This window comes from Stenotrophomonas genospecies 3, from assembly GCF_054473855.1.
On sequence record NZ_JBTMUR010000002.1, the window covers coordinates 354,872 to 379,978 of the forward strand.

The following is a 25,107-nucleotide window of genomic DNA, read 5'->3' on the forward strand; positions in this document are numbered from 1 at the left end:
GTCGCGCCGTCGCTCCAACCGGACCCTTGCCGGCCGCGGTGGCAGGGCAGGGACCCGGAAGGAATCGCCAAGGGTCAGCCGCATGTCCGCCAACCGCCTTTACCAGACCATCGCTGCCAAGCTCCGCAAGCTGATCGAGGACGGCGAATTTCCGCCGGGCTCGCGGCTGCCGGGCGAGCGTGAGCTGGCCGAACGGTTCGGTGTCAGCCGGGTCACCATCCGCGAAGCCGAGATCGCACTGGAAGCGCAGGGCTGGATCGCCATCCGCATCGGCTCGGGCGTGCATGTGAAACCGCGCCCGACGCAGGCGTCCGGCGGGCTGCCGGATGTCAGCGCCTTCGACCTCACCGCCGCCCGCGCGGTATTCGAGGCCGAGGCCGCCGCTCTGGCTGCCAGCAATCTGGATGATGCCGGCATTGCCGAGCTGCAGGCGTTGGCCGAAGCGCTGTGCCGTCGCGACCTGAGTGACGCGGAAGCCGGCGAGTACGACCGCCGTTTCCACCTGGCCATCGCACGGCTTTCCGGCAACCCGGTGGTGGAATTCTTCGTGCAGCAGATCTGGCGCATGCGCAGCGAACTGCCGCGGGTGACCGAGGTCTATGCCCGGGTCTGCCATGATGATGGCGCCAGCCGTGCGGACGAGCACATGGCGATCTTCGAAGCCCTGCGCGCGCGTGATCCGGTGGCCGCGCGCAATGCGATGCGCCTTCACTTCCAGCGCCTGTTCGAAGCCATGCTGCAGGCGACCGAAAGCCAGGCGCTGGAGGAGATCCGCCGCCGCACGCAGCAGGACCGCGAACGGTTCATGGCAACGACGCGGATCTGAGCGCCGCGTTCAACACAATCGGCGCTGCGACCTTCAGCAGGGCAGCTCGCGCTCGAAGCCTGATGGATATGAGAAATGGGCATGACTGCGCCGATGCCCAGCCTGTCCGCAATGCCTACACTGCCCGCGGGTCATAGACGGCCCGTTGAGAAAGCTGCATACACACAAGGAGCAGGGTATGAAGTTCTCGCTGTTGGGCGCGGCGCTGCCATTGGTGCTGGCACTGAGTGGAGTCCCCGGTGGAAGCGTCAATGCAGGACCGATCGCGGGCACCGCGACCGCCACTGTAGTTACGAAGGCCACGTACGCGCCGGATTCGCTGGAAGCCGGCTACATCGTCGATTGGATCAAACGGAATTCGCCCGCCTACGCGCCGGCGTTGCAGACGGGCGAACTGGCCATCTCGCACAGCTATCAGTCTGCTGGCAGCCTGAAGTCGGCCGGTGCGGCGGGCCCGCCTGTTCCATTGCCTGCACGCGGTGTGGAGGGCGAGGTCATCTCGATCTCCAATACCTTGCCGAGCGGTGCTTCCGAGTCGTGGACATACCGGTGGTCGAGTGGGGCGTGGAAGCTGATCAAGTACAGCTTTGATGCATGCCAGGGCCCGGCCAGCATCGGTGCGAAGGGATCCGGCACGGAGATCGCTGCGAAGGGACCTTGCATCGACTGAGGGTGACCGGTCCTGGCAGAACTGAACCAGGTCTGCTGCAGAGCAGTGGTGCCCCGGGAGATCATCGTCCCGGGGCGCCGCTCCATATTTTGGCGTGCCCTGCATCGTGTCCTTCGAGCATTGACCTCGGCGATCGGGCGGAGATCACCCACGGCCCGAGCCAGTCGCTGGGTCATGCAACCCACGCAGCTTCTTCTTGTTGATCTTGCCCACGCTGGTCCGCTCGATCGATTCCACGAAACTGACCCGTTCCGGAATCGCATACCGTGAGATGTCCCCTGAGCGGCTTCGCGCAGCGACCAGTTCGATGATCTCCGCTTCGGTCACCTCACTGCCAGGCTGCCTGACCACCAGCGGCAACGGCCGCTCGCCCCATTTCGTGTCGGCGATGCCGATCACCGCGACTTCGCTGACCGCCGGATGCAGGGCGATGATGTCCTCCAGGGCGAGCGAGGAGATCCACTCACCGCCGGTCTTGATCACATCCTTGATCCGGTCGGTCACCCTCAGGTAGCCGTATTCATCGATGTTGCCGATGTCCCCGGTATGGAGATAGCCTCCTGCCCACAGTGCTGCAGATGCATCCGGATCGTGCAGGTAGCCCTGGGTGAGCCAGGGTGCGCGCACGACGACCTCTCCGGTGGCGATGCCGTCGTGGGCGACATCCTTCATGTCCGGATCGACGATGCGCAGGTCCACCAGCGGTACCGGTATGCCGGCCTTGGTGCGCAGCGACAGCACCTCATCGGCATCGGTCACGCTGTCCACGTCGATCTGGGCGATGGTGAGCAGAGGGCAGGTCTCGGACATGCCATAGCCGCCGAAGATGTCGATGCCCCGCGCCAGCGCACGCTGCGCCAGCGCACGCGGCAGAGCCGCACCGCCGATGATCACCTTCCAGCCCTCCAGGTCGGTCTGCGCCGTGTCCGGATGCTCCAGCAGCATGTGCAGGATGGTTGGCACGCAGTGCGAGAAGGTCACCTTCTCACGGGCGATCAATGCCAGCAGCTTCGCAGGCAGGTAGCGCCCCGGATAGACCTGCCTGATGCCCATCGCCGTTGCCACGTAGGGCAGGCCCCACGCGTGCACATGGAACATCGGGGTCATGGGCATGTAGACATCGTCACGATGCAGGCGGCCTTGACGGGGTGCACCGCCAAGCGCGGCCATCGCCGCCAGCGAATGCAACACCAGCTGCCGGTGGCTGAAATACACGCCCTTGGGCAACCCGGTGGTTCCAGTGGTGTAGAACACCGTGGCACGGGCGTTCTCGTCGAAGTCCGGGAAGCAGACGATCGGTGTGGCATCGCGCAACCCCGCTTCGTACTCGGTGGCGAAGCCTGGCGGCAGCGGACCGCCTGCATCGTCCAGCAGGATGCGCGTGCGCAGGTCCGGCAGCTGCTCGTCGATGGCGTCCAGCAGCGGCAGGAACTCGCGGTTGGCCAGGATCACCCGCGCCCCGCTGTGGTTCAGCGTGTAGGCGATCTGCTCTGGGGCCAGGCGCACGTTCACCATCATCAGCACCGCACCGATCATCGGCACGGCGAAGTAGGCCTCCAGGTAGCGGTTGCTGTCCCAGTCCATCACCGCCACCGTGTCGCCGTGGCCGACTCCCAGCGAGGTCAACAGGCCGGCCAGCTGGCCGATGCGCACCTGCAGGGTGCGGTAGTCGAATCGGACCTGGTCGCCGTAGACGATCTCCTGTTCAGGGCTCACCGCCAGCGGCATCAGCAGCAGCTGCTTGATCAGCAGTGGATAGGCATTGGCATCGGGAGTGGGGGCGGATGACATGGCATTTCCTCGTGGGCGGCGTTGCGGTCGCCGGCCTTCTCCGCACCACACTAGCAAGCCCTTCCTGCTGCACCAGCGTACCTAGGTACCTGTTCCTGCGCGCACCCGATTTGATAATCTCGCCAGGACATGCCCACCCTGCTCATCGCCGACGATCACCCTTTGTTCCGCGCGGCACTGCATCGCGCGGCGGAAGAGGCGGTCGCCGATCTGCAGATCAGCGAAGCTGATTCGCTGGACAGCGTGCTGGAGGTGATCGAGAACCAGTCGATCGATCTGATGCTGCTGGACCTGCACATGCCGGGCAACCACGGACTGGCCGGGCTGGCCACGATCCGTGCGTTGCAGCCGGGTCTGGCGATCATCATCGTCTCCGCCAACGAGGAGCCGCAGGTCATCCGGCGTGCCATCGACCTTGGCGCCGCGGGCTATCTGCCCAAGAGCTCGGGTTTGAACGAGCTGCAGTCCGCGCTGCAGTCCGTGCTGGAGGGCGAGCGCTGGATCCCGGCGCTGCTGCGCGAACCGGTGGCCCGGGTGGCGACGTTCAGCAGGGATGCCGACCTGGCCGCACGCCTGGCCAGCCTGTCGGCACATCAGTACAAGGTGCTGGGCCTGGTGGCCGAGGGCCTGCTCAACAAGCAGATTGCCGACCGGCTGGGCGTACAGCTGCGCACGGTCAAGGCGCACATGACACGCATCATGGAGCGGCTGGGCGTGCGCAACCGCGCGCAGGCCATCCGCGTGCTGCACGAAATGGGATTGGCCGATCCGTCCCGGCAGATCGAAGAACTGCCTGAGCCCTGACCGGTCAGGGCGTGGTGCTGGCCGCCAGCAGGTGGTTGATCGCCCAGCGCAGCGCCAACGGTTTGAACGGCTTGTTGAGCAGGGACAGCCCAACGCCGCGCACCGCCTCGCGCGTCTCGCTGCCGGCATCCGCACTGAGGATCACCGTCGGACGCGGCCCATGCATGCCTACCAGCCGCTTCCACAGCGCAACACCGGTATCGCCATCATCCAGGTGATAGTCGAACAGCCACAGCGCCGCCTCGTGCGCTGACGGTCCGATGTCATCGGCTTGGCCTGCCGCGATGACATCGCAACCCCAGGAAAGCAGCAGCTGCCGCATCGCCTCCAATGCGTCCGGGTCGTTGTCGACCACCAGCACGCGGACTCCCTTGAGCGCGCTGCTGCCGGCTGCCGGCGGCGAGCTGCGCGGGGTCGCAGGGGGTGCTGCGCGTTGCACGCTGATCGAGAAGGCCGAGCCGTGCTCGGGCACGCTGCGCAGGTGCAGGGGTGCGTGCAGCAGGTCGGCGATGCGGTGTGCGATGGTCAAGCCCAGGCCCAGTCCCTGGCCGTTGCTGCGATCGACCCGGTGGAATTCCTCGAACACCACCGCCTGCTGCTCCGGAGCAATGCCGGGGCCGGTGTCATGCACACCGATCAGCAGTGCCTGTCCCTGGCGGCGCACACCGAGCAACACACCGCCATGGCGGGTGTAACGAATGGCATTGGCCAGGAAGTTCTGCAGCACCCGGCGCAGCAGCAGGGGGTCGCTATGGACCCAGGCCTGGCTCCGCACATGGCGGAACTGCAGGCCGCGCGCCGCCGCCAGTACCGCGAACTCCTGCGCGAGCGGATCCAGGACGGTCGACAGCGCGAAGGGGCGCGGATCGGCGACCAGTCCACCCGCCTCAAGCCGGGAGATATCCAGCAGCCCGGACAGCAGGTCGTCGGTGGAGTCCAGCGCACCACGGATCTGGCGCAGGAAACTGTCGAGGAACTCCGATTCGATGTGCTGCGACATCGCATCGGTCAGCAGCTGCGCCGCATGCAGTGGCTGGATCAGGTCATGGACGACCGCCGTCAGGAAGCGTGTCTTGGCAACGTTCGCGCGCTCGGCTTCGTGCACTGCCTGTTCCAGCCGTGCGGTGCGGTCCTGTACGCGGCGCTCCAGGGTTTCATTGCTGCGCTTGAGCGCTTCCTCGGCGCGGCGGAAGGCGGTGACGTCGGTGAAGGTGGCCACGTAGCCACCGCCGGGCATTGGATTGCCACGGATCTCGACGATGGTGTTGTCGGGGAAGATCCGTTCGGACAGATGCGGCGTGCCACGCCGCATGTGTGCGGCGCGACGCTGCAGGGCCTTGTCGCGAGAGTCACCAGGGCCGTCGCCGATCTTCAGTTCGGCCAGCGCCCACGCTGTCAGATTGACCACCGGCTGCCCGACCTGCAGCAACTCGGGCGGAAACTTGAACAACGCGGCGTAGCGGCTGTTCCAGGCCACCAGCTGCAGCTGCGCGTCGACCACGCTGATGCCCTGGCTCATGTTTTCCAGCGCCGCTTCCAGCAGGCGCTGGTTGAAGCGCAGCGCCTGGGTGGCTTCGCCTACAGCACGGGTTACCGCATCCAAGGGCGCGGCACCGCCATCGCGAGCGGCCTCCACCAGCAGGCGCGCCATGCCCGCGCCGACCACGGCGCTCAGTTCGCGTTCGATGGTGATGACCCGGTCGTCGTCCAGCAGCTGCCCGGCATGCCCATCCATCAGTTGCCGGGCCCGCTCCTGGCCGAGGAAGCGTCCGGCCGTCCTGCGCAGCGAGGCTGCTGCCACCGCATCCCGTCGTCGCGGCAACGAGGGACGCACCGCGCGCGACACCAGCGCAACCGTCAGCAGGTTGACCGCCAGACTGGCGCCCATGCTGATGGCGATATGGCCCGACTGCAGGCGCAGCGAGACCACGGACAGCCAGTGCAGGTCATCGGGCCCCGAGGCGGGGGGCGTGGCAGGGATCACCATCGGCAGCAGCACCAGCCACAGCCAGGCCAACGACCCCAGCACGATGCCGGCGATGATGGCCGGAGAGGGCGTGCGCGGGCGATACACCGCCAGCAGGACCGCCGGCGCCAGCTGCGAGAGGGCGGTGAAGGACATCAGGCCGAAATCGCTGAGTGCCTCGGTGTCGCTCATCGCCCGGCTGTACAGCCACGCCATCAGGAACACGGCGAGGATGCCGGCACGGCGGAAGGCCAGCACGCGTGGACGCAGGTCGGCCGCCGCGGCACCGCCGGCAATACCGTCCAGCAACCGTGAGCCGAAGCCATGGTTGCCGAGCATGATCGACAGGGTCAGCCCCGAAAGGATCATCATGCCGGTGGCGGCGCTCAGGCTGCCCAGATAGGCCAGCAAGGCCAGCAGGTGGTGGCCACCGGCCTGCGGCAGCGCCAGCACGTACAGGTCAGGCGACACCGATGCGGGCAGCTGCGCGGCACCGGCCAGCGCCATCGGCACCGACGGCAGCCCGATCAGCAGCAGGTAGACCGGGAACAACCAGCGTGCCGTCCTCAGGTCCGAGGTCTGGCGCAGCTCGACCACGCCGACATGGAACTGGTGCGGCAGGGTGAACGCGGAGATCGCGCCCAGCGCGACCATGGTCAGATAGTCCGGCATGATGGCCGGTGGTGGCAGCTGCGTCATCTTTTCCAGCAGCGGCGTGCCCGCCTGGCGCACCGACAGCGCCGCATAGAGGCCAATGGCGAGCAGCGCCACCAGCTTCAATACCGACTCCAGCCCCAGGGCGACCACGATGCCACGATTGGGCTCGGTGGCCGATGCTTTGCGTGCACCGAACAGCAGGGTGAACGCGGCCATCGTCAGGGCGAACCAGAACGACATGTCCAGCTGCGCGGCAGCAGGCGCGAAACGATCGCCCAGCAAGGCGCCCAGGCCCTGACTGACGGCTTTCAGCTGCAGGGCGATGTAGGGAATGATGCCGAACAGTGCCACCAGAGTGATGGTGAAGCCGAGGCCGCGATCGGCACGCAGTCGTGCGACGACCAGATCAGCGATGGTGGCACTGTTGTGCTGCTTGGCCAGCCGCCCCAGGCGGAGCAGGAACGGCAGACCGAAGGCAAAGATCAACGCCATGCCGGCCAGGGTGGGTGGAATGGGGAAGCCCCATTGCAGCCCCTGCGAGGCTGCGCCGTAGTAGGTCCACGCGGTGCAGTGCACGGCCAGCGACAGCGCATAGATGAGCGGCCATGCCTTCGAAAGCCGGTGCCCCCGGCGCTCACCCCACAGCGCCACGCCAAACAGCAGTGCGGTCCATGCAATGCAGGCGAAGAGGACGATGGAGGGCGTCAACATCGCTCCAGTGTAGGCAGAGAACCGGGCAGGGTGGTGCTAGGGGACGACCACGATCAGTGACAGCTGCTCAGCGACCAGTGCCAGCTCGCCATCGGCAACCCGCTCGACGGCCTTGTGCTGGGTCAGCAGCCACTGGCCGGGCTGGCGCGCCTCCAGTGACAGCAGCTGCGAGCGTACCCGCACCCCCGACCCGCTGGGTACCGGCGCCAGAAAGCGGACCTTGTTGAGGCCGTAGTTGAGCGCATGGGCGATGCCGGGGAAGCCGGTGAGGGCGACCACATCGTCCTGCACGGTGAGCGAGAGCAGCAGGAAACCGTGCGCGATGGTCTGCCCGCCCGGCAGCTGCGTCTGCACGCGGCCTGGATCGACGTGGATCCAGTTGTGGTCGCCGGTGGCGTCGGCAAAGGCATCGATGCGCGCCTGGTCCACGTGGGTCACGCCGCTCACCCGCTCGCTGGCCGCCCACTGCTGCAACGCCTGCAGCGCGGGAGGCAGATTGCTCTCCGCACTCACGCCACACGCTCCAGCAAGGTCAGGATCGCGTCACGTGCCTCTGGCTCGGACAGCATCGGCGCATGGCCCACATCCGGCACTTCCACCAGGCGGGCACTTTCCGAGGTGGCCGCCATCTGCCGCGCGACATCGGCCGGCAGGATGTCGGACAGCGCACCGCGCACCACCAGCACCGGCACCCGTGCGGTCAGCCCACGAACCGCACGCCACAGCAACGGCCGCAGCAACCACAGCAGCCAGGGACGTGTCGTTCGGATCACGGCCGGATCGTAATCCAGCTCCAGCAGTCCATCGCTGCGCGGGCGGAAGGTGCGCACCGCCATCTGCCGCCAGTCGTCGGTACTGAAGCGAGGGAACGCGGCCTTGCCGATGGATTCCACGTAAGCGGTGGCCTGCACCAGGTCCATCGGCGGCACCGGCTTGCCGGCGTACTTGCCGATCCGTGCCAGCGCCTCACGCGGCACCTTGGGGCCGGCATCGTTGAGCACCGCGGCCGCGATCCGCTCGGGCGCGCGCGAGGCAAGGGTGATGGTCACCAGCACGCCCAGCGAGGTGCCGACGAATACCGCCTTGGCGATGTTCTGCGAGCGCAGCAGCGCAACCATGTCATCCGCATAGGCACGCGGGTTGTAGCTGGACGGGTCATATGCGCGTTCCGACCCTGCGCGACCGCGCAGGTCGACCGCGATCACGCGCCAGCCCTCGGCGGTGAGCACATCGGCAAGCGCATCGAAATCGGCGCCATTGCGGGTCAGCCCGGGAATGCAGACCACCGTGCCACGCGCTGCCTGCCCCGCATCGGGTGCATGGTCGCGCGCGTGCAGGCGCAACCCATCATTGCTGTTCCAGTACAGGTCGTCGTAAGACTGCGTCATGCAGAAGCTTCCTGGAGATCGTAACGGATGCGCTAGAAATCGTAACGGACGCTGAGGCTATATTGGCGTGGCGGACCATAGAAGCCAATCAGCGTGCCGACCGCCGGGATGTTGTAGCCGGTGGTGCGGTATTCCTTGTCGGCCAGGTTGGTGCCCTGCAGCGAGAAGGTCCACGCATCATCCAGGCGCCAGATGACGCCGGCATTGACCAGCCCGTAACCCTGCTGGCGGATCACCGGACTGAGATCAGTGGTCGGCCACACTTCGCTCTGATAGCTGTAGCTCACCCGCGCTGACAGGTTGCTGCCGTTGGCCAGCTCGGTGCGGTATTCCACGTTGAACGCACCGGAGAATTCCGGTGAATTGGTGAACTTCATCTGCCTGGCCACATTGACGCCACGATCCATGTACTCGTCGTACTTGGTATCCAGCCACGCCAGGTTGCCGGAAATCAGCCAGTGCTGGCTGGGCAGGTACTGGTACTCGACTTCCAGGCCTTTGACCGTACCTGCGCCGGCATTGGTGAAATCACCGAAGAAGGAGTCATCGACGCCATCGCCATTGGTATCCAGGCCGGTGAACACCGACAACTGGATGTCCTTGTACTTGTTGTAGAAGGCCGACAGATTGAGGAACAGGCGCTGGTCGAGGAAGGCCATCTTGCTGCCGACCTCGTAGCTGTCCACGGTCTCGTCATCGAACGGTTCGGCCGAGCGCGGCACGGCCACCGCGTTGGCGCGGATGTTGTAGCCACCGGACTTGAAGCCACGCGTGGCCAGGCCGTAGACCATGATGTCCGGAGTGATCTGGTAGTCCAGCGAGACCTTGGGCGAGACGTTCTTGAAGTTGGTCTTCTTGTCGAAGTCCGCGGTCACCGCCACCGGCCGGCTGAAACCTGGGTCGGCGTACAGGCGGTTCAGCACGATCGCGCGCTTGTCCTCGTCGGTGTAACGGGCGCCTACATCCAGCTTGAGTTTGCTGGTCAGGTCGAAGGTCCAGTCCGCGTACAGCGCGATGCTGTCGGTCAACACCTTGCCCTGGTTGTCGGCGAACTGCGCACTGAAGTAGTTGTTCTGGATCTGGCCGCCCGCCTCGCCACTGAACTGGTACAGGCCGACCACACCGCGCACCCGGCCGCCGGCATCGTAGTTCAATTGCACTTCGTTGCTGACCTGGTCGTCGTGATAGGTGCCACCCACGTCGGCCAGCTTGACCGGCGCGGTATCGAAGTCGATGTTGGCCTCGCTGTCCGATTCACGCTTGGCGACCACGTACTTCAGTGCAATGTCGTCGTTCGGCCGCCAGTTCACCGTGGCCGAGGCACCCTTGCTCTCCACGTTGTTGAGATTGCGCATGCCCGAGCGGATGTCGTAGCGGCTGTCCATCGGTGGATAGGCGCGCAGGAACGGATTGGGCTCCAGCATCTTCGAGCCGCGCATGCCGGATTGGTCGTCGATCCAGTCCAGTGCGAACTGCACGTCGAAGTCATCGCCCGCGTACGCGCCCAGGTTCAGGCGTGCCGCATTGATCTGCTTGTCACTGACCGGCTGGCCGTTGAAGGTGTTCTCGCCAAACCCGTCGTGGTTCATGCTGGCCACCGCCACACGGGCGCGCAGGCCACTGTCGGCGCCGCCAATCGGGCCGCCGATGGCCGCCTTCGCATCCAGCTGGCTGTAGTTGCCCACGGTGATCTGGGCGAAGCCCTCGGTCTGGGTGGGCAGGCCGCGCGAGATGTACTTGATCGCGCCGCCGATGGTGTTCTTGCCGTAGAGCGTGCCCTGCGGGCCGCGCAGCACCTCGATGCGCGAGACATCGAACACATCCAGCAGCGCACCCTGCGGGCGTGCGATGTAGACGTCATCCAGGTAGATGCCTACACCCGGATCGGCGCCCCAGGTGGGATCGGACTGGCCGATGCCGCGGATGTAGGCGGTGACCGTGCTGCTGGCGCCGCGCGCCGCGTAGATGGTCAGGTTGGGCACCTGCGCGTCCAGGTCGCTGATGTCCTGGACATTCATCTTGTCCAGCGCCTCGGAGGTAAAGGCGGTGACTGCCACCGGCACTTCCTGCAAGGTTTCCTCACGCTTGCGCGCGGTAACCTTGATGCTGTCCAGGTTGGTCGGCGAAGCGGATCTGCCTGCCGTCGGTGATTCCTGTGCCAGTACCGGCCCCGTGGCCAGCAGCGCGCCGATCATGAGACTCAAACAATTCCGTTTCATTCGGTCCTCCCCCAGGCATGAGCGTGCGGATGGCCCATTGCCACCCCTGCAGCCAAGGCTAGCGGTGTCATCGGCCAGCAGCGAGTGGACCTAGGTCCAGTCGGCAGCGGCCGGTGGATGCGGATACTGGGCGCGCCCCCAACCGGAAGCGGTCCCCGGTACTCCTTCATCCACGACTCACGCACGAGGATCAGGTCATGAAATCCGGAATCGATTCGATCAAGGCGGTACTGCTGGTGTTGTGCAGCTGGCTGGCGATGGCGGGCAGCGCGGTTGCCGCTGGCCCGGCCGGGCATTGGGATATCGGCCTGTACGGCAATCTGTTCGGCGCCCGCGAGTACCAGGTATGGGTGCCGGCCGGCTATGACGACAGCCGGCCGCTGCCGCTGCTGCTGGTGCTGCATGGCTGTGTGACCGGGCCGAACCTGATGGGCGAGGCGTCAGGCTTCAATGATGTGGCCGACACGGAGGGGTTCATCGTGGTCTACCCCCGGCAGAACGTCACCTCCAATCCGGCCCGCTGCTGGAACTGGCAGCTGCCGATCAACCAGGCCCGCGACAGCGGCGAAGCATCGATCCTGGCCGGCATCGTGGACATGGTGAAAGCGGGCTACAGCGTGGATCCGCACCGGGTCTATGTCACCGGCATTTCCGCGGGCGGCGCGATGACCTCGATCATGCTGGCCTGCTATTCGGATGTGTTCGCTGCCGGCGCCATCCATTCCGGTGGCATGTTCAAGGGTGCGACCACGATTTCCGGTAGCGCCTATGCGTTGCTGGCCGGCAGCATCTATTCGCCGGACAGCAATGGCCGTCTGGCCTGGCAGTGTTCGGGCTCGCCGTCACCGCGTCCGATCCCGGTGCTGGTGTTCCATGGCAGCGCCGATCTCACCGTCAATCCGGTGAACGGCCAGCAGGCCGTGCGCCAGTTCCTGCAGACCAATGATCTGGCCGACGACGGCCTGGACAACGACTCGGTGAAGTACCTGCCGACCAGCACCTACCAGGGGCAGGTGCCGGGTGGGCGCGCTTACACCGTGGACACCTATGCCTATGGTGGCAGGACGCTGGTGCAGCACTACGTGGTGCAGGGCATGGGCCATGCCTGGAGCGGCAGCCAGTCCGGCCTGCCGTTCACCGACCCGAAGGGACCGGATGCCACGCTGATCACGTGGTTGTTCCTGAAGGATCAGCAGCGCTGAGTGATCGCTGCGCCCGGGCGCAGCCTGGGCGTGCCCTTGCCAGCCGCCGGGCGCACGATCAACCGCAGGCGGGCCACGCCCGCGGTTGATCGCCTGCGTCGGGCGCCTGCAGCCAGGCCCCGCGTTCGGCGAGGAAGCGCTTGGGCGGGGCGCCGACCGCCTTGCGGAACATGGTCACGAAGGCGCCAGCGCTGTCGTAGCCAAGGTCATCGGCAATGGACTGCACCGTCCTGCCCCTTGCCAGCATCGGCAGGGCAACCATCACATGCATCTGCCGCCGCCAGCGCCTCACGCTCAATCCGGTTTCAGCGCAGAACAGGCGGGACATGTTGCGCTCGCTCATTCCAATCCGGCCGGCCCACAGGTCGAGCGTTGCGCGCTCGGCCGGTGCAGCCAGCATGGCATTGGCCAGGGTGCGCAGTCGCGGCTCGGAAGGCATGGGCAGGTGAAGCCACTCCGGCGGCGCCGCAGCAAGCTCATCCAGCAGCACGGTCATCAGCCGGGCATGGGCGCTGCCGTCCTCGTACTGCAGCGGCAGGCGTGCGGTGCGTTGCAGCAGGGCATGCATGAACGGGGTGATCGCCATCGCGAAGCAGTGGGCTGGCAATCCCGGAACCGCCTCGGGATCAATGAACACGACGAACCCATGGGGTTTTCCGCTGCTGCTGGCGCGGTGGGTCAACCCGCCGGGAATCCAGATCGCCCCCTGCGGCGGCACCACCCACAGGCCGGCTGGCGACTCTAGCGTGATCAGGCCATGCGTGGCCACCAGCAGCTGCGCTTTCCGATGCGAATGAAAGTCCATTTCCCACGCATCCGGGATCGGGTCCAGTTCGAACACCATGACCGTCTGCGCGACCCGATCCGGGTAATCGGCGCCCACGTCATTGCGCCCGGCAACCGCCTTGGTCACGCCTGCACCTGCGCAACCCTGGTCGGCCGGGCGCCACAGCGTGCCTCACTCCTCATCACGGGCCTGCCCGGGTTCATGTCGGTGCCAGACGCAGATGAATCCCATCAGGACGTGAATGATGGGCAGACTGCTGTGTGTTGCTTCAGTGGCGGGGGCGGTGTCATTCATGCGGGCATCCTCTGGAACCGAGGAGGGGAAGCGTATTCGGCGGGCCGGAGACCGTCATTCGACAGTTCCGCCAGGTGATTCACCAATCCGGCCATCTCTGTCGACGTGGCCCCAGGGAAGGGAGGGTTCGGCCCAGGATTACAGCGCCGGAACCGTGATCCTCTGCAGGTCGAGCGTGGCCCGCAGGGCGTAGTGCTTGCGGGTGACCGGCACGACGCAGGTCAGGCGGGGATCGACATAGTCCTTGAACAGCGGCGGACGCGGGGAAGACAGGTAGAACCCGCGATCCTGCTTGACCGCCGCCGGCAGCAGAACCTCGCTGAGGTCGCTGTCGGAGGCATCGGTGACGAGGCAGGGCGCATGGCGGAACCCGAGCCGGCGCAGCAGGTACAGGCGATGGGAGCCATTGGTCAGCACCATGCGCCTGCCGAACCGGGTGGCGCTGATCAGGTTGTCACTGAAACCCAGATAGATGACGACGGCGTGGCTGGCTGCGCCGAACGGCTCGTAGTCGGCGATGGCAGCCGGATCGAGGGTCGCCACATCGAGGAAGCGCAGGTCGTTCGAGGTGGACGCGAAGGTGTAGCTGCCATCGGACTGGGTGAAGCGCACTTCCGGATGTGCATGGCTGCCGCTGCGCGCGACAAGCTGCATGACCTCCTGCGCGCTGGGCGAGGCGGTCAGGGATGCCGCCAACTGATCGATGTGACGCAGGTTGATGCACTCCTGGAAGATCACCAGTCGATCGATCTCGACCATCTGCCAACTGCGTGGCAGAACACTCGTCATCCGGTGCATCGAGGGTTGTCGCAGCGCCTGCTCAGCCAGCGGCAGCATCTCATCCGGCAACGCATGGACATTGATGGCTTCGGCCTCACCGGCTTCCTCCTGCTGTAACTTGGGCACCTCGGCACGTGCCGTCCGCCATTCCTCCACCAGCGCAGCCTCGTCGAAGCGTCCCGGTGGGCAACGCTCCCGTACGAAACGGATGAGCTTCGGCAAGGGAAACATCCCTTTCAGCAGAAGCGTGGGATCCAGGCCGTCGTCTCTGATCTCGCTGCTCATCCCTCTCGCCTCTCGTAGGTCATATCGACAACGGGCCACTGGCGTCATTCGTCACGCCAAAATAATATGTTATATCGTAACATTTGGGTGCCTTGGCGGCAATCGCCCTGCAATGTCGCGGCGATGGTGGCTTGGCTGCTCCGTATCCAATGCAACGCGATCCAACGCAATGCGCGGGTACATCCACTGACGATAGGAGATGTTCATGAACGAGCTGATTGAGCTGGGTGTAGTGGCAGGACAGCAGAACCCTGAGGATCAGGGCATGGGTGGCGAACTGATCGAGCTGGGCTCGGTGGTTTCGGAAACGAAGGCGCACAACCACGGCACGTTGTGGGATGGCGTGTTCCCGACCACGTCGCCCTGATCTACCGCGCAATGTCGCATCTGCGGTGCATGCCCTGCATGCACCGCTTCTCCGGTTCCGGCGCAGGAGCGCATGATGGAGCAGGCTGCCGCCCCGTATTTCCTGTCAAAGCACGCCCACGTCTGTGTCACCGGCGATGCGATGGTGATTCTGGACCAGGCCACGGGAAAGTATCTTTCCCTTGAAAAACGCGGCGCCGCAGGCCTTGGCAAGCTCGTTCTCGATTGGCCCCTGCAGTCCGATGACGCAAGCACGCCAAGGCTTCTGCAGGCCTTGATCGACCGCCGCCTGATCACCGCGGATCCGCAGCAGGGGAAATCCGCTGCCAGCCCTGCCATTGCGCTGCCTCGGTACTGGGCGCGCGAAGGCGCGCCGCGAGGCCGTCCGCCCATCATGGCGCGCGACCTGCGTCGATTCATCGCCTCGTGCGCCTATGCCGCCTGCAGCAGAACGTTCCTTCCTTTCAGTTCCACGGTGTCGGCCGTGCGCCGTCGGGCGGATCGCGGCCACAGCCGGCCGGTAAGCGCTGAAGAACTGGCCCTGCGGGTGCGGGTGTTCGACTGGCTTCGACCCCTGGCCTTCAGGAAAACCGATGAGTGCTTTCTCTACTGCCTGGCGATGCGCGGATTCCTGTCGAACTACGGCATCGTTCCGGCCTGGGTGTTCGCCGTCAGAACCCAGCCGTTCGCCGCGCATTGCTGGCTGCAGCACGGCGATCAGGTGTTGACCGACATTCCCTTCAACCTGCGCCGGATGGTTCCCATCCTGGTGCTGTAACGAAACCTGCCATGTACCGATACATCGCCGTGCTCTGGAACACCCACTCGGAATCCGCGACGGCGCAGGCGGAACGCATCGTGGAAAGGATCGGCGCCAGGCTGCCCGGCATCGCCTGCGTGTTGAACGACAACGGCGCGGCGATCCATGTGCAGAGCGACAACCACGGCTATTTCGAATGCAATCGCTCGAACGCGCTGGTGGTACTGGGCAAGCTGTTCCACAAGACGTTCGGCGAAGGCAAATTGCCTTGCTGCGTGAACCTGGATCCCGCCACAGCGGACGCCGCCTGCAGCAGCCAGGGCCGCAGCATCGTAGAACACTACTGGGGCCGCTATGTGGCGTTCGGCTTCCAGCAGGAAACGTCGAGCTGGTTCGTCCTGCGCGATCCCACTGCGGAGATCCCGTGCTATATGACCACGGTGGGCCAGTTGACGCTGGCCTTCTCCAACATGGAAGACTGCCTGATGCTGGGTCTGCGCGACTTCAGCGTTGACTGGTCCTTCCTGTCGTACTCGCTGCTGTACCCGTTTCGTGATGGCCTGCAGACCGGCTTCGAGGAGGTCACGGCGGTCGAAGCGGGTGAAGCGGTTTCAATCCGCGATGGAGAGCCGGTGGGCCGGCACTGCCAGTGGGACGTGGTGCGGCTGGCCCGCGACGCGCCGATCGAAGATCTTCAGGAAGCCGTGTCGCTGGCGCGTTCCACGCTGCTGGGCTGCATCGGTGCACTGGCCAGCCCGCACCGGCGCATCCAGCTGCAGCTGTCGGGCGGGCTGGATTCCTCGATCATCCTGGCCGGCCTGTTGCAGGCGCCGTCGGCACCGGAGGTGACGTGTGTCCACCACTACGATGATGGCATCGGTGCCGACGAACGGCTGTTCGCGCGGATGGCAGTGCAAGGGGCCAGTGATTCCTCGGGCAGGCGTTGCGAGTACATCGAGTATCGAAGGCAACCTCACTGCGCGCTGGAAGAGATCATGACCTTCCCGCGTACAGCCCGGCCGGCGCATTGTTCCGGCTATCTTCTCCACCGCCGTGAAGTGGCCTTCGACGGTGACACCGTGCAGTTCACCGGCGTTGGCGGTGATGCGGTGTTCCTGCGTTTCAAGGGCAATGCCGCTGCGATCGACTACGCCTGGCGGCGCGGCATCGACCGGGATTTCTTCCGCGTCGCCTTCGAAACCGCGCAGTCCGGCGATTCACTGTACGGCGTGCTGAAGGATGCGATGGTCCATGGTCTGCTCAAGCGGCCAGGCAGCATCAATGGCCGTTGGGGCAAACCCTGCCCATGGGTGCGGGTGGACCGCGCCGAACAGGATGGCCTGCAGCCGGCCTGGTTGCGGCACGCGCAGGCGCAGGGGCATCGCGTATCACCCTACAAGCTGGCCCATATCGGCCGCATGGTGTTTCCGACCAGCGTCCTTGATCCCTTCGAAGGTGCAGGCCACTGGCATGGCGTATCGCCGATCAGTGCGCAGCCGCTTGTCGAACTGTTCGCGCGCATTCCGCTGCACCTGCTCATCGCGGACGCGGAAGACCGCACCATCGCGCGGCGTGCAATGAAAGGCCTGTTGCCGGAGGTGCTGCTGTCGCGGAAGGTGAAATCCTATCTGGATGATCATTCCGTGGCGGTCACCCAGGGGCACCAGCAGTTCATCAGGAATCTTCTGGTCGATGGAATGCTTTCCAGGCGCGGCTATCTCGACAGCGCGCTGGCCGATGCCGGCATCCAGCAGGTCGGCCCGGACCACTCGTCGCAGGTGCTCGGCATCTTCGGCCCGCAGATCAACATCGAAGCGTGGCTGCGGCGCTGGTCCGGCCAACGTGGCGCGCAGGCGGCGGCCATGGCCTAGGCGCTGCGGCTCATTTCTTCCAGGTACAGGCTCTCAAGATCGTTCGCGGTGATCGTGCTGGCATCAAGCCTTCTGCGCAGGCGGCCGGCCCGCATCAGGCCGATCGTGGTCGCCACCTCACGGGCACGGAACAGATCGTGGGTGGCCATCAGGATCGCTGTGCCGCGATCGCGTTCCCGCACGATCAACTCATGGAATTCGGCTGACGCCGTAGGGTCCAGGCCCGAGGTGGGTTCATCCAGCAACAGAGCCCTGGCTTCCTTGACGATGGCCAGTGCGATGCCGACCTTCTGCCGCATGCCCTTGGAATAAAGGCCCACGCGTCGCCCGAATGCGTCGGTCGCCAGCCCGGCCGATCTGAGCGCGTCCTTCAGCCGCGCCGGCGAGCGCTCCTCGACACCGGCCAGGCGGGCGAAGTAGTCCAGATTCTCGTAGCCGGTCAGCTCGTCGTACAGCGCCACGGTCTCGGGGATGTACAGCAGCCGCCGACGTACCTCCTGCGGCTGCTGGTGCGAACTGAGACCGTCCACTTCGGCCGCACCGGAGGTGGGTTTCAGAAAGCCAAGGAACAGCTTGATGGTGGTCGACTTGCCGGCTCCGTTGGCGCCCAGCAGGCAGAAGATCTCGCCGGGCTTCACCTCGAAGCTGACGTCATCCAGCGCCCGATGTGCACCGTGTTCCATGACCAGGCTTTTTGCAGACAGCATGCGGACGTCTCCTCAGGGCGTTGCCAGCCGGCTGCGCAATGCAACGGCTGCAAGCAGGACAAGCAGGGTGGCAATGATCAGTGCGGCGAGATCGGCCAGGACACCACGTTGGGCGACGCCGGCTGTTTCGTGGAACTGGAAGCGGGGCAGGGTGTCGTACTCTTCGAAGGTCTGCGGCGCGTCACGATCCAGATAGGCCTTGTGCAACAGCCGCCGCGCCTGCCAGAAGGAGTGGACCTGCCCCTGGAAGTCGAGCGCGCGGTCGGCATCCGAGCCTGCGATGCGGTCGAGCGCGTCCTGTGTCACGACGGCCGGCAGCAGCAGCCGCACCTTGTCCAGAACCTGGCGATGCGCGGCCTCGGCCTGCGCATGCGAGGCGATCAGACGTTCCAGTTCCCGGTCAGCTGCAACCCGATCGGCGTAGGCCTGGCGCACAGTGTCGGAGATGACGGGGGACGGCGAATTCACTGGTGCCGACGTCGCATGCTCGCGCTGCTGGCGCGTGGCGATATCGGACTGCATCGCCTTTACTTCGGTGGCGAACTGCATCTGTGACGGCGGCGGCGCGATCAGATTCGCCGTGGCCAGCGCCAGCGACGGTGCCATGACCACGATCAGCAGCCACAGCGCGCCGGCGGCGATGGCCGCCTCGGTGGTGCGGCGGGCAAGGCAGCCGATCAGCAGTGCAAGGGCCAGCCAGAACGCGCCGTACAGGAGGACGGTCAGGGCCAGCATGGCCAGGCCCGCAGGACTGCGCGCGCCGGCCCCGATCGTTACCGCCAGGAGGATGGCCAGTGCGGGGAGCAGCACCACCAGGCCACGGGCCAGCACCTTGACCACCAGCAGGCGCGTTGCCGGCACCGGCTGCGACAGCACCAGCGCCGCGATGCCGCGCTCGCGCTCACGTGACCACAGATCGTGGGTGGCCACGAGAATGACCAGCGGCAGCAGGAAGACGATGACGAAGGCGAGGTCGAACCGTCCCGCAGCCCGTGCCGCTGGATTGCCGATGTCGGCCCAGACGTGCTTGAGCAGCAGGGTCGGATCGCCCAGCGCGACCACATCGGCGGTGTAGGGGTAGGCGTCTGCCTGGCCGATCGACAGCGTTGCCATGGCGGCGGGCGCCAGCACCGGCTGGGCGCGGGGCAGCACCGAGGGCGCCTTGCCGACGAATGCCCGGCTGCGTTCCTTCGTCTGTTGTTCTTCCTGCTTGATCAGGGCGATGGCCGCCTCCCGCTGGTCCACCCATGCGCGGCCGTTCCACGCGGCGTAGGCACCCAGCCCGAGCAGCAGGACAAGCAGCACCGGCAGCGCTCGATCGCGCAGCAATCGGCGGATCTCATAGCGGGCAATCGACACAACGTTCATGGCGATCTCCCCAGCTTCCGAGCGGAGATGAGCACCACCACGCAACCCAGCATCAGCCAGACCAGCAGAATGACGAGATTTCCGCGCTGCGCGGCAGCGGTACCGGCCAGGGTCTGTTGCGGCGGCCGGTAGTGCACTGAACGGGTGATGCCGGCGATGTCGGCCACATGCTTCCCGCCTTGTGGTGCCTTGTGCAGTTTCACTTCCTGGTTGAGAGCCTGGATCAACCGATAACGGTAGTCCTCCACGCCGCGCAGGAACACCAGATGCGCCGGGAAATCCGTGCCGGCGAAGGCGCGCGACCAGGACTGGAGCGCCAGCGTCGGCGAGGCAAGGCCAAACAGGCGCTGGGTGGCGTCCTGCTGCTGGTAGGTGGCATGCAGGCGATCGAAATGGCGGTTGTAGACGCGCGTCGAGTTGGCCTCGGCAAACTCCAGCGCCACACCGCGGAAGTTCAGCGGCAGGTCGTCAACGCTGTCGACCCGGTAGCGCGCCATCAACGCCGTGCGCAGGGCATCAAGGCGTTTGTCGGCCGGGTCATGGCCATCCGCGCCGTTCTCCGCTTCTTCGGTCACGCCGGTCCTGAACGCCGGTGCCGAAGGGGTCGGGTACAGGGATTCGGCAACCGCAGGCGCCACCCTCGGCAGCAGCAGCGTGGACACCACCCAGAAGCCGAGCAGCACGACCAGTGACGTCCGTGCCGAGCCGGCAAGTGCCGACACCCCCACGGTAAGTGCACAGAACACCAGCAGATAGAGCAGGTAGGCGGCCGCCAGTGCGAGCAGGGCGGCAAGATCCGTGGCGTCGCCGTACTGGATGGACAGCCCCGGAAGACTGATCAGCAGCATGGCCATCACCAGCAGCAGCGAGGCGGCCGCCAGGGCAATCAAGCGTCCACAGATCAGCACGCCGGCCGAGGCACCGGTGCCGAGCTCCTGGCGCAGCGTCTCGCGGGCGACGTCGCCGGACAGGGTCGCGAACCCGGCCAGGATGATCAGCAGCGGCGCCACCACCTGCAGCGCCCACGCCGCAGAGAAACCCTCGAAACGGCTGAGTGCGGTGCCACCATCCACGGCACGGTGCCGGGCCGGGTTCTGGGCGTGGCCTTCGATGAACACCGAGGTTCCCAGGTAATCCGTCAGCCCCGGGTCCAGTGCAGCCAGTGGCCGCACGGGGGCAGCAATGGCACGCCCCACATGTGCGGCGCTATGCGGGTCGATTGTGCCCTGGCTGTCCCAGAGCCGCGCCTCTTCCTCGCTCATTGCCTGGCGCTCCTGCGCCTGCAGGGTCAGGCGTGCAGCACCACCGAGCACCGATGCTCCCGCAATCAGCAACAGGGCAAGGGCGAGCCACAGCACGCGCCGCTCGCGCCACATCAACGTGAGCTGGGTTGCCGCAACAGCAAACGCCTGCTGGATGGCCATGACGGACCGGGACAAGGCAGGGGCTTCGGCGCGCATGGCGGCTTACCAGCGGTGGGTCAGCGACATGGACAGGAAGCGGCCCAGCGCTGTCGCATTGGTGGGGTCGTAGCCGGTGTTGATGCTGTTGACGATGAACGGCGGATCCCGGTCGAGCAGGTTCTGCACGTTGAACGCAAGCGAGGTGCCACGCTGCGGGTCCGCCGATGCACCGAAGTGGTAGGCGAGGTTCAGATCTACGGTCGTCCAGGAGCTGACGTGGGGCCGGGCGACATTGGCGGGGTCGCGATAACTGTCCACGTAGTTCATGAAGATCCCCGCCGCGGCCTGCTGCCGGCTCAGCGCGATGCCACCGCGCATCTTGAGGTCCACCGGGTAGTAAACCGAATTCACCGCATCCACCTCGGGCGACGTACTGGTCACGCGCCGCTTCGACTCGATGATGTACTGCCCGGCCAGGTTCAGCCCGATGTGGGTCTGGCCGGCATCGAAGCCATACGATCCGCTGAAGTCGACACCACGCTGCCGGGTGAAGGCGTTGTTGCGGAAGCGGTTGTCGAGGATCACCTGGCTGTTGGTTTCGTCCATGCCTGGCGGCAACGCATACGGCCCCACGCGCGAGACGAACAGGCCCAGCCCCGATACGCCCAGCTGGCGTGCCTGCTGGATCTGCTGCTGCGTGGGATTGGTGGTCAGGATGTCTGCGTAAGGTGCGGTGGACTGCAGGAACAGCGACGGGAAGCTGCCGCCGAAGCCGCTGCCGATACGGTCGGCGTATTCGATGTGGAAGTAGTTCGCATCGATCTTGAGCCCCGGCAGCGACGGCGGCGCGAACGAGAAACCGCCGGTCCAGGTCTTGGCCCGTTCGGGGCCCAGATCGGGATTGCCATTGGAGAGCATCATCAGGATGGTGTTGCCATTGGCTGCACTCGGGTTGGGCACGTTCGCCACCACCACGGTGTTGTTCAACTGCATGTCCTGGTACACCGGCGCCCGGTAGGAGCGGCCGTAGCTGGTACGGAACGAAAGCCCCTGGGTCGCCTCCCACAGCAGGCCGAACTTGGGGTTCAGCGTGGAACCGAAATCGCTGTAGTCGTCATAGCGCGCTGCGGCGGTCAGGGACAGGCTGCGCACGCCCGGCAGATCCTTCAGCAGCGGAACGTTGAGCTCGGCAAAAGCGGACCTCACGGTACGCTGCAGGTCGAGTGGCTTTTCCAGGCCGCGGTGATCGATCAGTTCATAGCCATCGCGGCGATAGCCCGCGCCGAATGCCGCGCGAACCCCACCGGCGGGCAGGCTGAACAGCTCACCGTCGGCGACCAGGTCCAGGTAACGCGATTCGGAGTTCGTATCGGTCGGTGGCGCCGTACTGGCCGAACTGCCGGTGATGGTGGTGCGCTGATAGGACACATCGCTCCTGCCGAACCCGGAATTCAGGCGCGCCTGCCACCCGCGTGGAAGATCCAGGGTGAGTCCCGCGAACAGGTCGAACTGGCGCGTATGCGGGAACAACCGGGTTTCGTCGGCCGTGCCGGAAATGGTGGTGTCCATCTCGCGCTTGGCGAACGAGCCGGTCACGTTCAGGGTCAGCACATCGCTGAGCTGCTGCACGCCGTCCACGTACAGGCTGTGGCGCTTCGAACCGGGGTAGAGGTCGTACGGCTTGACCCGCACGTTCTTCGAGAAATCCTTGTCCACCGCCGGCAGGTTGCTCTGCTTCAGGAACTCGTAGCTGGCCAGCACATGGCCACCATCCCACGACCAGCCTGCCGACTGCGAGGCCTGGTATTCCTCCATGCCGCCGGTGGTCACGGCGCCGTAACGCACAGCGGTCTCATACCCGGTGAAGTCGCGGCGCAGGATGATGTTGACCACACCGCCGACCGCATCGGTGCCATAGATGGCCGAGGCACCATCGGTGAGGATCTCAACGCGTTCCACCGCACTCAGCGGTATCAGCGAGACATCCACGTACTGGTAGCGGTTCGACGAGGTCACGCGATGGCCGTTGATCAGGGTCAACGTGGTGCCGGTTCCCAGGCCGCGCAGGTTGATGGCGGTGCCCTGGCCGAAGTTGTTGCCGATATCGCGGTCGACGCCAAGGTTGGCGACGTTGGCACCATTGGCGCCACCGCCGAAGTTCTGCGGCAGTTTCTCGAACAGCTGCTGCACGGTGGCCACGCCGGTGCGGTCGATGGCCTCCTTGTCGATCACGATCACCGGCGAGGCGCCTCCGCCAATGGCATCGCGGATGTTGCTGCCTACCACCAGCACCTTGTCCAGGGTGGCGGTCGGCGCCTCGGGTGCTGCGCCTGCGGCCCGCGAACGCCGGGCATCGCCGGGGTTCTGGGCGATCGCAGGCACGCTGGCCAACAGTGCAGCGGCAATGCTGAGGGCCATGAGCGCGCGTGGCATGGCAGCGGATACGTTCGTCATTCCCCGGTCCATCGATCCCATCCGAAAGTGGCCTGCGACGTGGCTACGTCGCTCCTGAATGGATATGTTATAGCATATCATTATGGGGTTGAGTCCACGCCGGAACCAGGCCGATGAAGAAGACTGCTGTTCCGCCGCCCGTCGCTGAAATCCTGGGCACGTACTGGAAGGCTGACCGCAGGCTGCTGCTGCTCATCGCCGGCAGTGTCGTGCTGTCCAGCCTGGCCAATGTTGCGGCGCCCTATCTTTTCTCACGCCTGATCGACTGTCTGCCCATCGACGGGGTCGGCGCTCTCGCGGGCGGCTTCCTGCTGTATGCGGTCATGCTTGGCGCTGGCAGCGCCCTGCAGAACACCGTGCAGTACCTGTCGTTCCTCAGCGGCGAGAATCTTGGCTTCATCACCAGTACCCGCTACTTCGCCCGTCTGCTGAAGAAGACCAACAGCTTCTTCCTGGAGTACAACGCCGCCGAGCTGCAGGTTGCAGGGGAGAAAGGCCGTGGCGCGCTGAAGATCGTGGTGCAGCTGGGGCTGGTGGCCTTCATTCCCAGCGCGCTGCAGATCCTGCTGACGCTGATAACGCTGGGTGCGTTGATCAACCTGCAGGTGGTGGCCATCGTGCTGGCCTACGGCACGGTAGCCGTCACGCTTTCCGCCATCGCTACCCGGCGCGCACGCATCCATCGCGAAGCTGCGGTCGAGGCCGGCCAGCAGAACGCGCGCTTCGTCGGCAATGCCATGAATGCCATGGAGACGCTGCGCCAGTTCGGCGGCAGCGCCTGGATGGTGCAGCGCTTCGAGCAGAAGGCCCAGGAGGTGCGCGACAGCTGGCGCGCCTACGTACTACAGCGGATCGGCTTCATTGCGCTGCTGGGCATCGGCCTGGCGGTCGAGTTCATCGTTACCTTCCATCTGTTGCTGCCGCGCTACCAGAGCGGCGGTCTGAGCGTCGGCGACATCGTCCTGTTCAATCTGCTGCTGCTCCAGCTCAACATGCCGTTCGAGATGATCGCCCGTTCGATCGATGACGTCGCGCGCTCGTGGAGCATGCTGGCTCCGCTTTCCACCTTGTGGGCGGCGCCCGAGGAGCAGCAGGCAGCCGATGCCCAGCGCTTCGCCGGGGAAAGCGGTCGCCTGGCGTTCCAGCAAGTCAGCCACCGCTATGGCAACGGTCGCGGGGTAAGCGATGTGTCCTTCGAGGCCGAACGTGGCGGCATCAATTTCCTGATCGGGCCGACCGGGGCAGGGAAGTCGACGCTGTTCAAGCTCGCCCTGAAATCGATCGATCCCCAGCGTGGCCGGATCCTGGTCGATGGCCTTGACCTGTCCCGGATCGACCGTGCGGCCTGGCATGCCGCTGTCGCGGTGGTTCCGCAGGATGTCATCCTGCTCAACGAAAGCCTGGCCGACAACATCCTGCTCGGGCGCGCGCGTGATGATGATCGGCTGCGGCATGCCGCACGCAAGGCTGCGATCCTGCCGTTGATCGAGGCGCTGCCCGAGGGGCTGGAAACCACGGTGGGCGAGCGGGGCCTGAAGTTGTCCGGTGGGGAACGCCAACGCATCGCGATTGCCCGTGCACTGTATGGCGAGCCGGCGATCCTGTTCCTGGACGAGGCAAGCTCCGCGCTGGATGAGGCCACTGAACGCGAGATCATGGACCATATCCGCGCACTGGCGAACGATGTAACCGTAGTGGCCATCACCCATCGGCGCGGTATCGTGAGCCCGACTGACCGGGTGATTGAGCTGGAGAGTGATCGCTGAGCAACTTGGTCATGGCGACCGAACCACGCCCA

At 65.6% G+C, this 25,107-nt stretch carries 20 protein-coding genes; 8 read left to right on the top strand and 12 right to left on the bottom strand.

Features of this window, described 5'->3' with window-relative positions:
- Positions 1-82 precede the first annotated feature (82 nt).
- Positions 83-826 (top strand): FadR/GntR family transcriptional regulator, encoded by a 744-nt coding sequence (locus ACX9OT_RS04010; RefSeq protein ID WP_049401514.1) that lies wholly within the window; start codon positions 83-85, stop codon positions 824-826.
- A 178-nt stretch (positions 827-1,004) separates the two neighbouring features.
- The gene (locus tag ACX9OT_RS04015; protein ID WP_459001063.1) at positions 1,005-1,496 is read left to right on the top strand and encodes a hypothetical protein; all 492 of its coding nucleotides are present in this window, start codon (positions 1,005-1,007) and stop codon (positions 1,494-1,496) included.
- Positions 1,497-1,640: 144 nt separating this feature from the next.
- Here the strand turns inward: ACX9OT_RS04015 and ACX9OT_RS04020 are convergent, their stop codons facing one another.
- Positions 1,641-3,287 (bottom strand): fatty acid--CoA ligase, encoded by a 1,647-nt coding sequence (locus ACX9OT_RS04020; RefSeq protein WP_189721187.1) that lies wholly within the window; start codon positions 3,285-3,287, stop codon positions 1,641-1,643.
- 129 nt (positions 3,288-3,416) lie between these two features.
- Between ACX9OT_RS04020 and ACX9OT_RS04025 the strand changes: the two genes are divergently transcribed.
- Entirely contained in the window at positions 3,417-4,091 is a 675-nt protein-coding gene (locus tag ACX9OT_RS04025; RefSeq protein WP_032127250.1) for a response regulator transcription factor, read from the top strand.
- A gap of 4 nt (positions 4,092-4,095) precedes the next feature.
- Here the strand turns inward: ACX9OT_RS04025 and ACX9OT_RS04030 are convergent, their stop codons facing one another.
- The 4 genes from ACX9OT_RS04030 to ACX9OT_RS04045 are packed head-to-tail and all read right to left on the bottom strand — an operon-like array spanning position 4,096 to position 11,008.
- Entirely contained in the window at positions 4,096-7,425 is a 3,330-nt protein-coding gene (locus ACX9OT_RS04030; RefSeq protein ID WP_459001066.1) for a hybrid sensor histidine kinase/response regulator, read from the bottom strand.
- Positions 7,426-7,461: 36 nt separating this feature from the next.
- Complete coding sequence (locus tag ACX9OT_RS04035; RefSeq protein WP_459001068.1) at positions 7,462-7,938, bottom strand: MaoC family dehydratase; 477 nt, start codon at positions 7,936-7,938, stop codon at positions 7,462-7,464.
- Positions 7,935-8,813: an alpha/beta fold hydrolase gene (locus tag ACX9OT_RS04040; protein WP_459001070.1), complete on the bottom strand. Its 879-nt coding sequence runs from the start codon at positions 8,811-8,813 to the stop codon at positions 7,935-7,937. The genes ACX9OT_RS04035 and ACX9OT_RS04040 overlap by 4 nt, the downstream gene beginning before the upstream one ends.
- Before the next feature lie 32 nt (positions 8,814-8,845).
- Positions 8,846-11,008: a TonB-dependent receptor gene (locus ACX9OT_RS04045; RefSeq protein ID WP_459001216.1), complete on the bottom strand. Its 2,163-nt coding sequence runs from the start codon at positions 11,006-11,008 to the stop codon at positions 8,846-8,848.
- Between the two features lie 221 nt (positions 11,009-11,229).
- On the opposite strand from ACX9OT_RS04045, the gene ACX9OT_RS04050 reads away from it, so the two are divergent.
- Entirely contained in the window at positions 11,230-12,234 is a 1,005-nt protein-coding gene (locus tag ACX9OT_RS04050; protein WP_459001072.1) for an extracellular catalytic domain type 1 short-chain-length polyhydroxyalkanoate depolymerase, read from the top strand.
- A 58-nt stretch (positions 12,235-12,292) separates the two neighbouring features.
- On the opposite strand, the gene ACX9OT_RS04055 is transcribed toward ACX9OT_RS04050, so the two are convergent.
- The 3 genes from ACX9OT_RS04055 to ACX9OT_RS04065 all read right to left on the bottom strand — a co-directional run bounded on the left by ACX9OT_RS04055 (position 12,293) and on the right by ACX9OT_RS04065 (position 14,380).
- Positions 12,293-13,147, bottom strand: coding sequence for an AraC family transcriptional regulator (locus ACX9OT_RS04055; RefSeq protein WP_107431947.1), 855 nt, complete (start codon positions 13,145-13,147; stop codon positions 12,293-12,295).
- Between the two features lie 45 nt (positions 13,148-13,192).
- Positions 13,193-13,315, bottom strand: a complete 123-nt coding sequence (locus ACX9OT_RS04060) for a hypothetical protein (RefSeq protein WP_256200927.1) — start codon at positions 13,313-13,315, stop codon at positions 13,193-13,195.
- A gap of 138 nt (positions 13,316-13,453) precedes the next feature.
- Positions 13,454-14,380, bottom strand: coding sequence for a hypothetical protein (locus ACX9OT_RS04065; RefSeq protein WP_459001075.1), 927 nt, complete (start codon positions 14,378-14,380; stop codon positions 13,454-13,456).
- A gap of 205 nt (positions 14,381-14,585) precedes the next feature.
- Between ACX9OT_RS04065 and ACX9OT_RS04070 the strand changes: the two genes are divergently transcribed.
- From ACX9OT_RS04070 to ACX9OT_RS04080, 3 genes are all read left to right on the top strand, one after another.
- Complete coding sequence (locus ACX9OT_RS04070) at positions 14,586-14,747, top strand: hypothetical protein (RefSeq protein WP_162292259.1); 162 nt, start codon at positions 14,586-14,588, stop codon at positions 14,745-14,747.
- Positions 14,748-14,819: 72 nt separating this feature from the next.
- Positions 14,820-15,524 carry a lasso peptide biosynthesis B2 protein gene (locus ACX9OT_RS04075; protein WP_459001077.1) on the top strand — a complete coding sequence of 235 codons (705 nt, stop codon included), beginning with the start codon at positions 14,820-14,822 and terminating at the stop codon, positions 15,522-15,524.
- Positions 15,525-15,535: 11 nt separating this feature from the next.
- The gene (locus ACX9OT_RS04080) at positions 15,536-17,377 is read left to right on the top strand and encodes an asparagine synthase-related protein (RefSeq protein WP_459001079.1); all 1,842 of its coding nucleotides are present in this window, start codon (positions 15,536-15,538) and stop codon (positions 17,375-17,377) included.
- Here ACX9OT_RS04080 and ACX9OT_RS04085 read toward each other — a convergent pair.
- From ACX9OT_RS04085 to ACX9OT_RS04100, 4 genes are read right to left on the bottom strand one after another with little or no spacing between them, the layout of a single operon-like run.
- Complete coding sequence (locus ACX9OT_RS04085; protein ID WP_459001081.1) at positions 17,374-18,084, bottom strand: ABC transporter ATP-binding protein; 711 nt, start codon at positions 18,082-18,084, stop codon at positions 17,374-17,376. The genes ACX9OT_RS04080 and ACX9OT_RS04085 overlap by 4 nt on opposite strands.
- Positions 18,085-18,096: 12 nt before the next feature.
- Positions 18,097-19,452: an ABC transporter permease subunit gene (locus tag ACX9OT_RS04090; RefSeq protein WP_459001083.1), complete on the bottom strand. Its 1,356-nt coding sequence runs from the start codon at positions 19,450-19,452 to the stop codon at positions 18,097-18,099.
- Positions 19,449-20,891, bottom strand: coding sequence for a DUF3526 domain-containing protein (locus ACX9OT_RS04095; RefSeq protein ID WP_459001085.1), 1,443 nt, complete (start codon positions 20,889-20,891; stop codon positions 19,449-19,451). The genes ACX9OT_RS04090 and ACX9OT_RS04095 overlap by 4 nt, the downstream gene beginning before the upstream one ends.
- A 27-nt stretch (positions 20,892-20,918) precedes the next feature.
- The gene (locus ACX9OT_RS04100; protein WP_459001087.1) at positions 20,919-23,309 is read right to left on the bottom strand and encodes a TonB-dependent receptor plug domain-containing protein; all 2,391 of its coding nucleotides are present in this window, start codon (positions 23,307-23,309) and stop codon (positions 20,919-20,921) included.
- Positions 23,310-23,422: 113 nt separating this feature from the next.
- On the opposite strand from ACX9OT_RS04100, the gene ACX9OT_RS04105 reads away from it, so the two are divergent.
- Positions 23,423-25,075: an ABC transporter ATP-binding protein gene (locus tag ACX9OT_RS04105; RefSeq protein WP_459001089.1), complete on the top strand. Its 1,653-nt coding sequence runs from the start codon at positions 23,423-23,425 to the stop codon at positions 25,073-25,075.
- Positions 25,076-25,107: the final 32 nt, after the last annotated feature.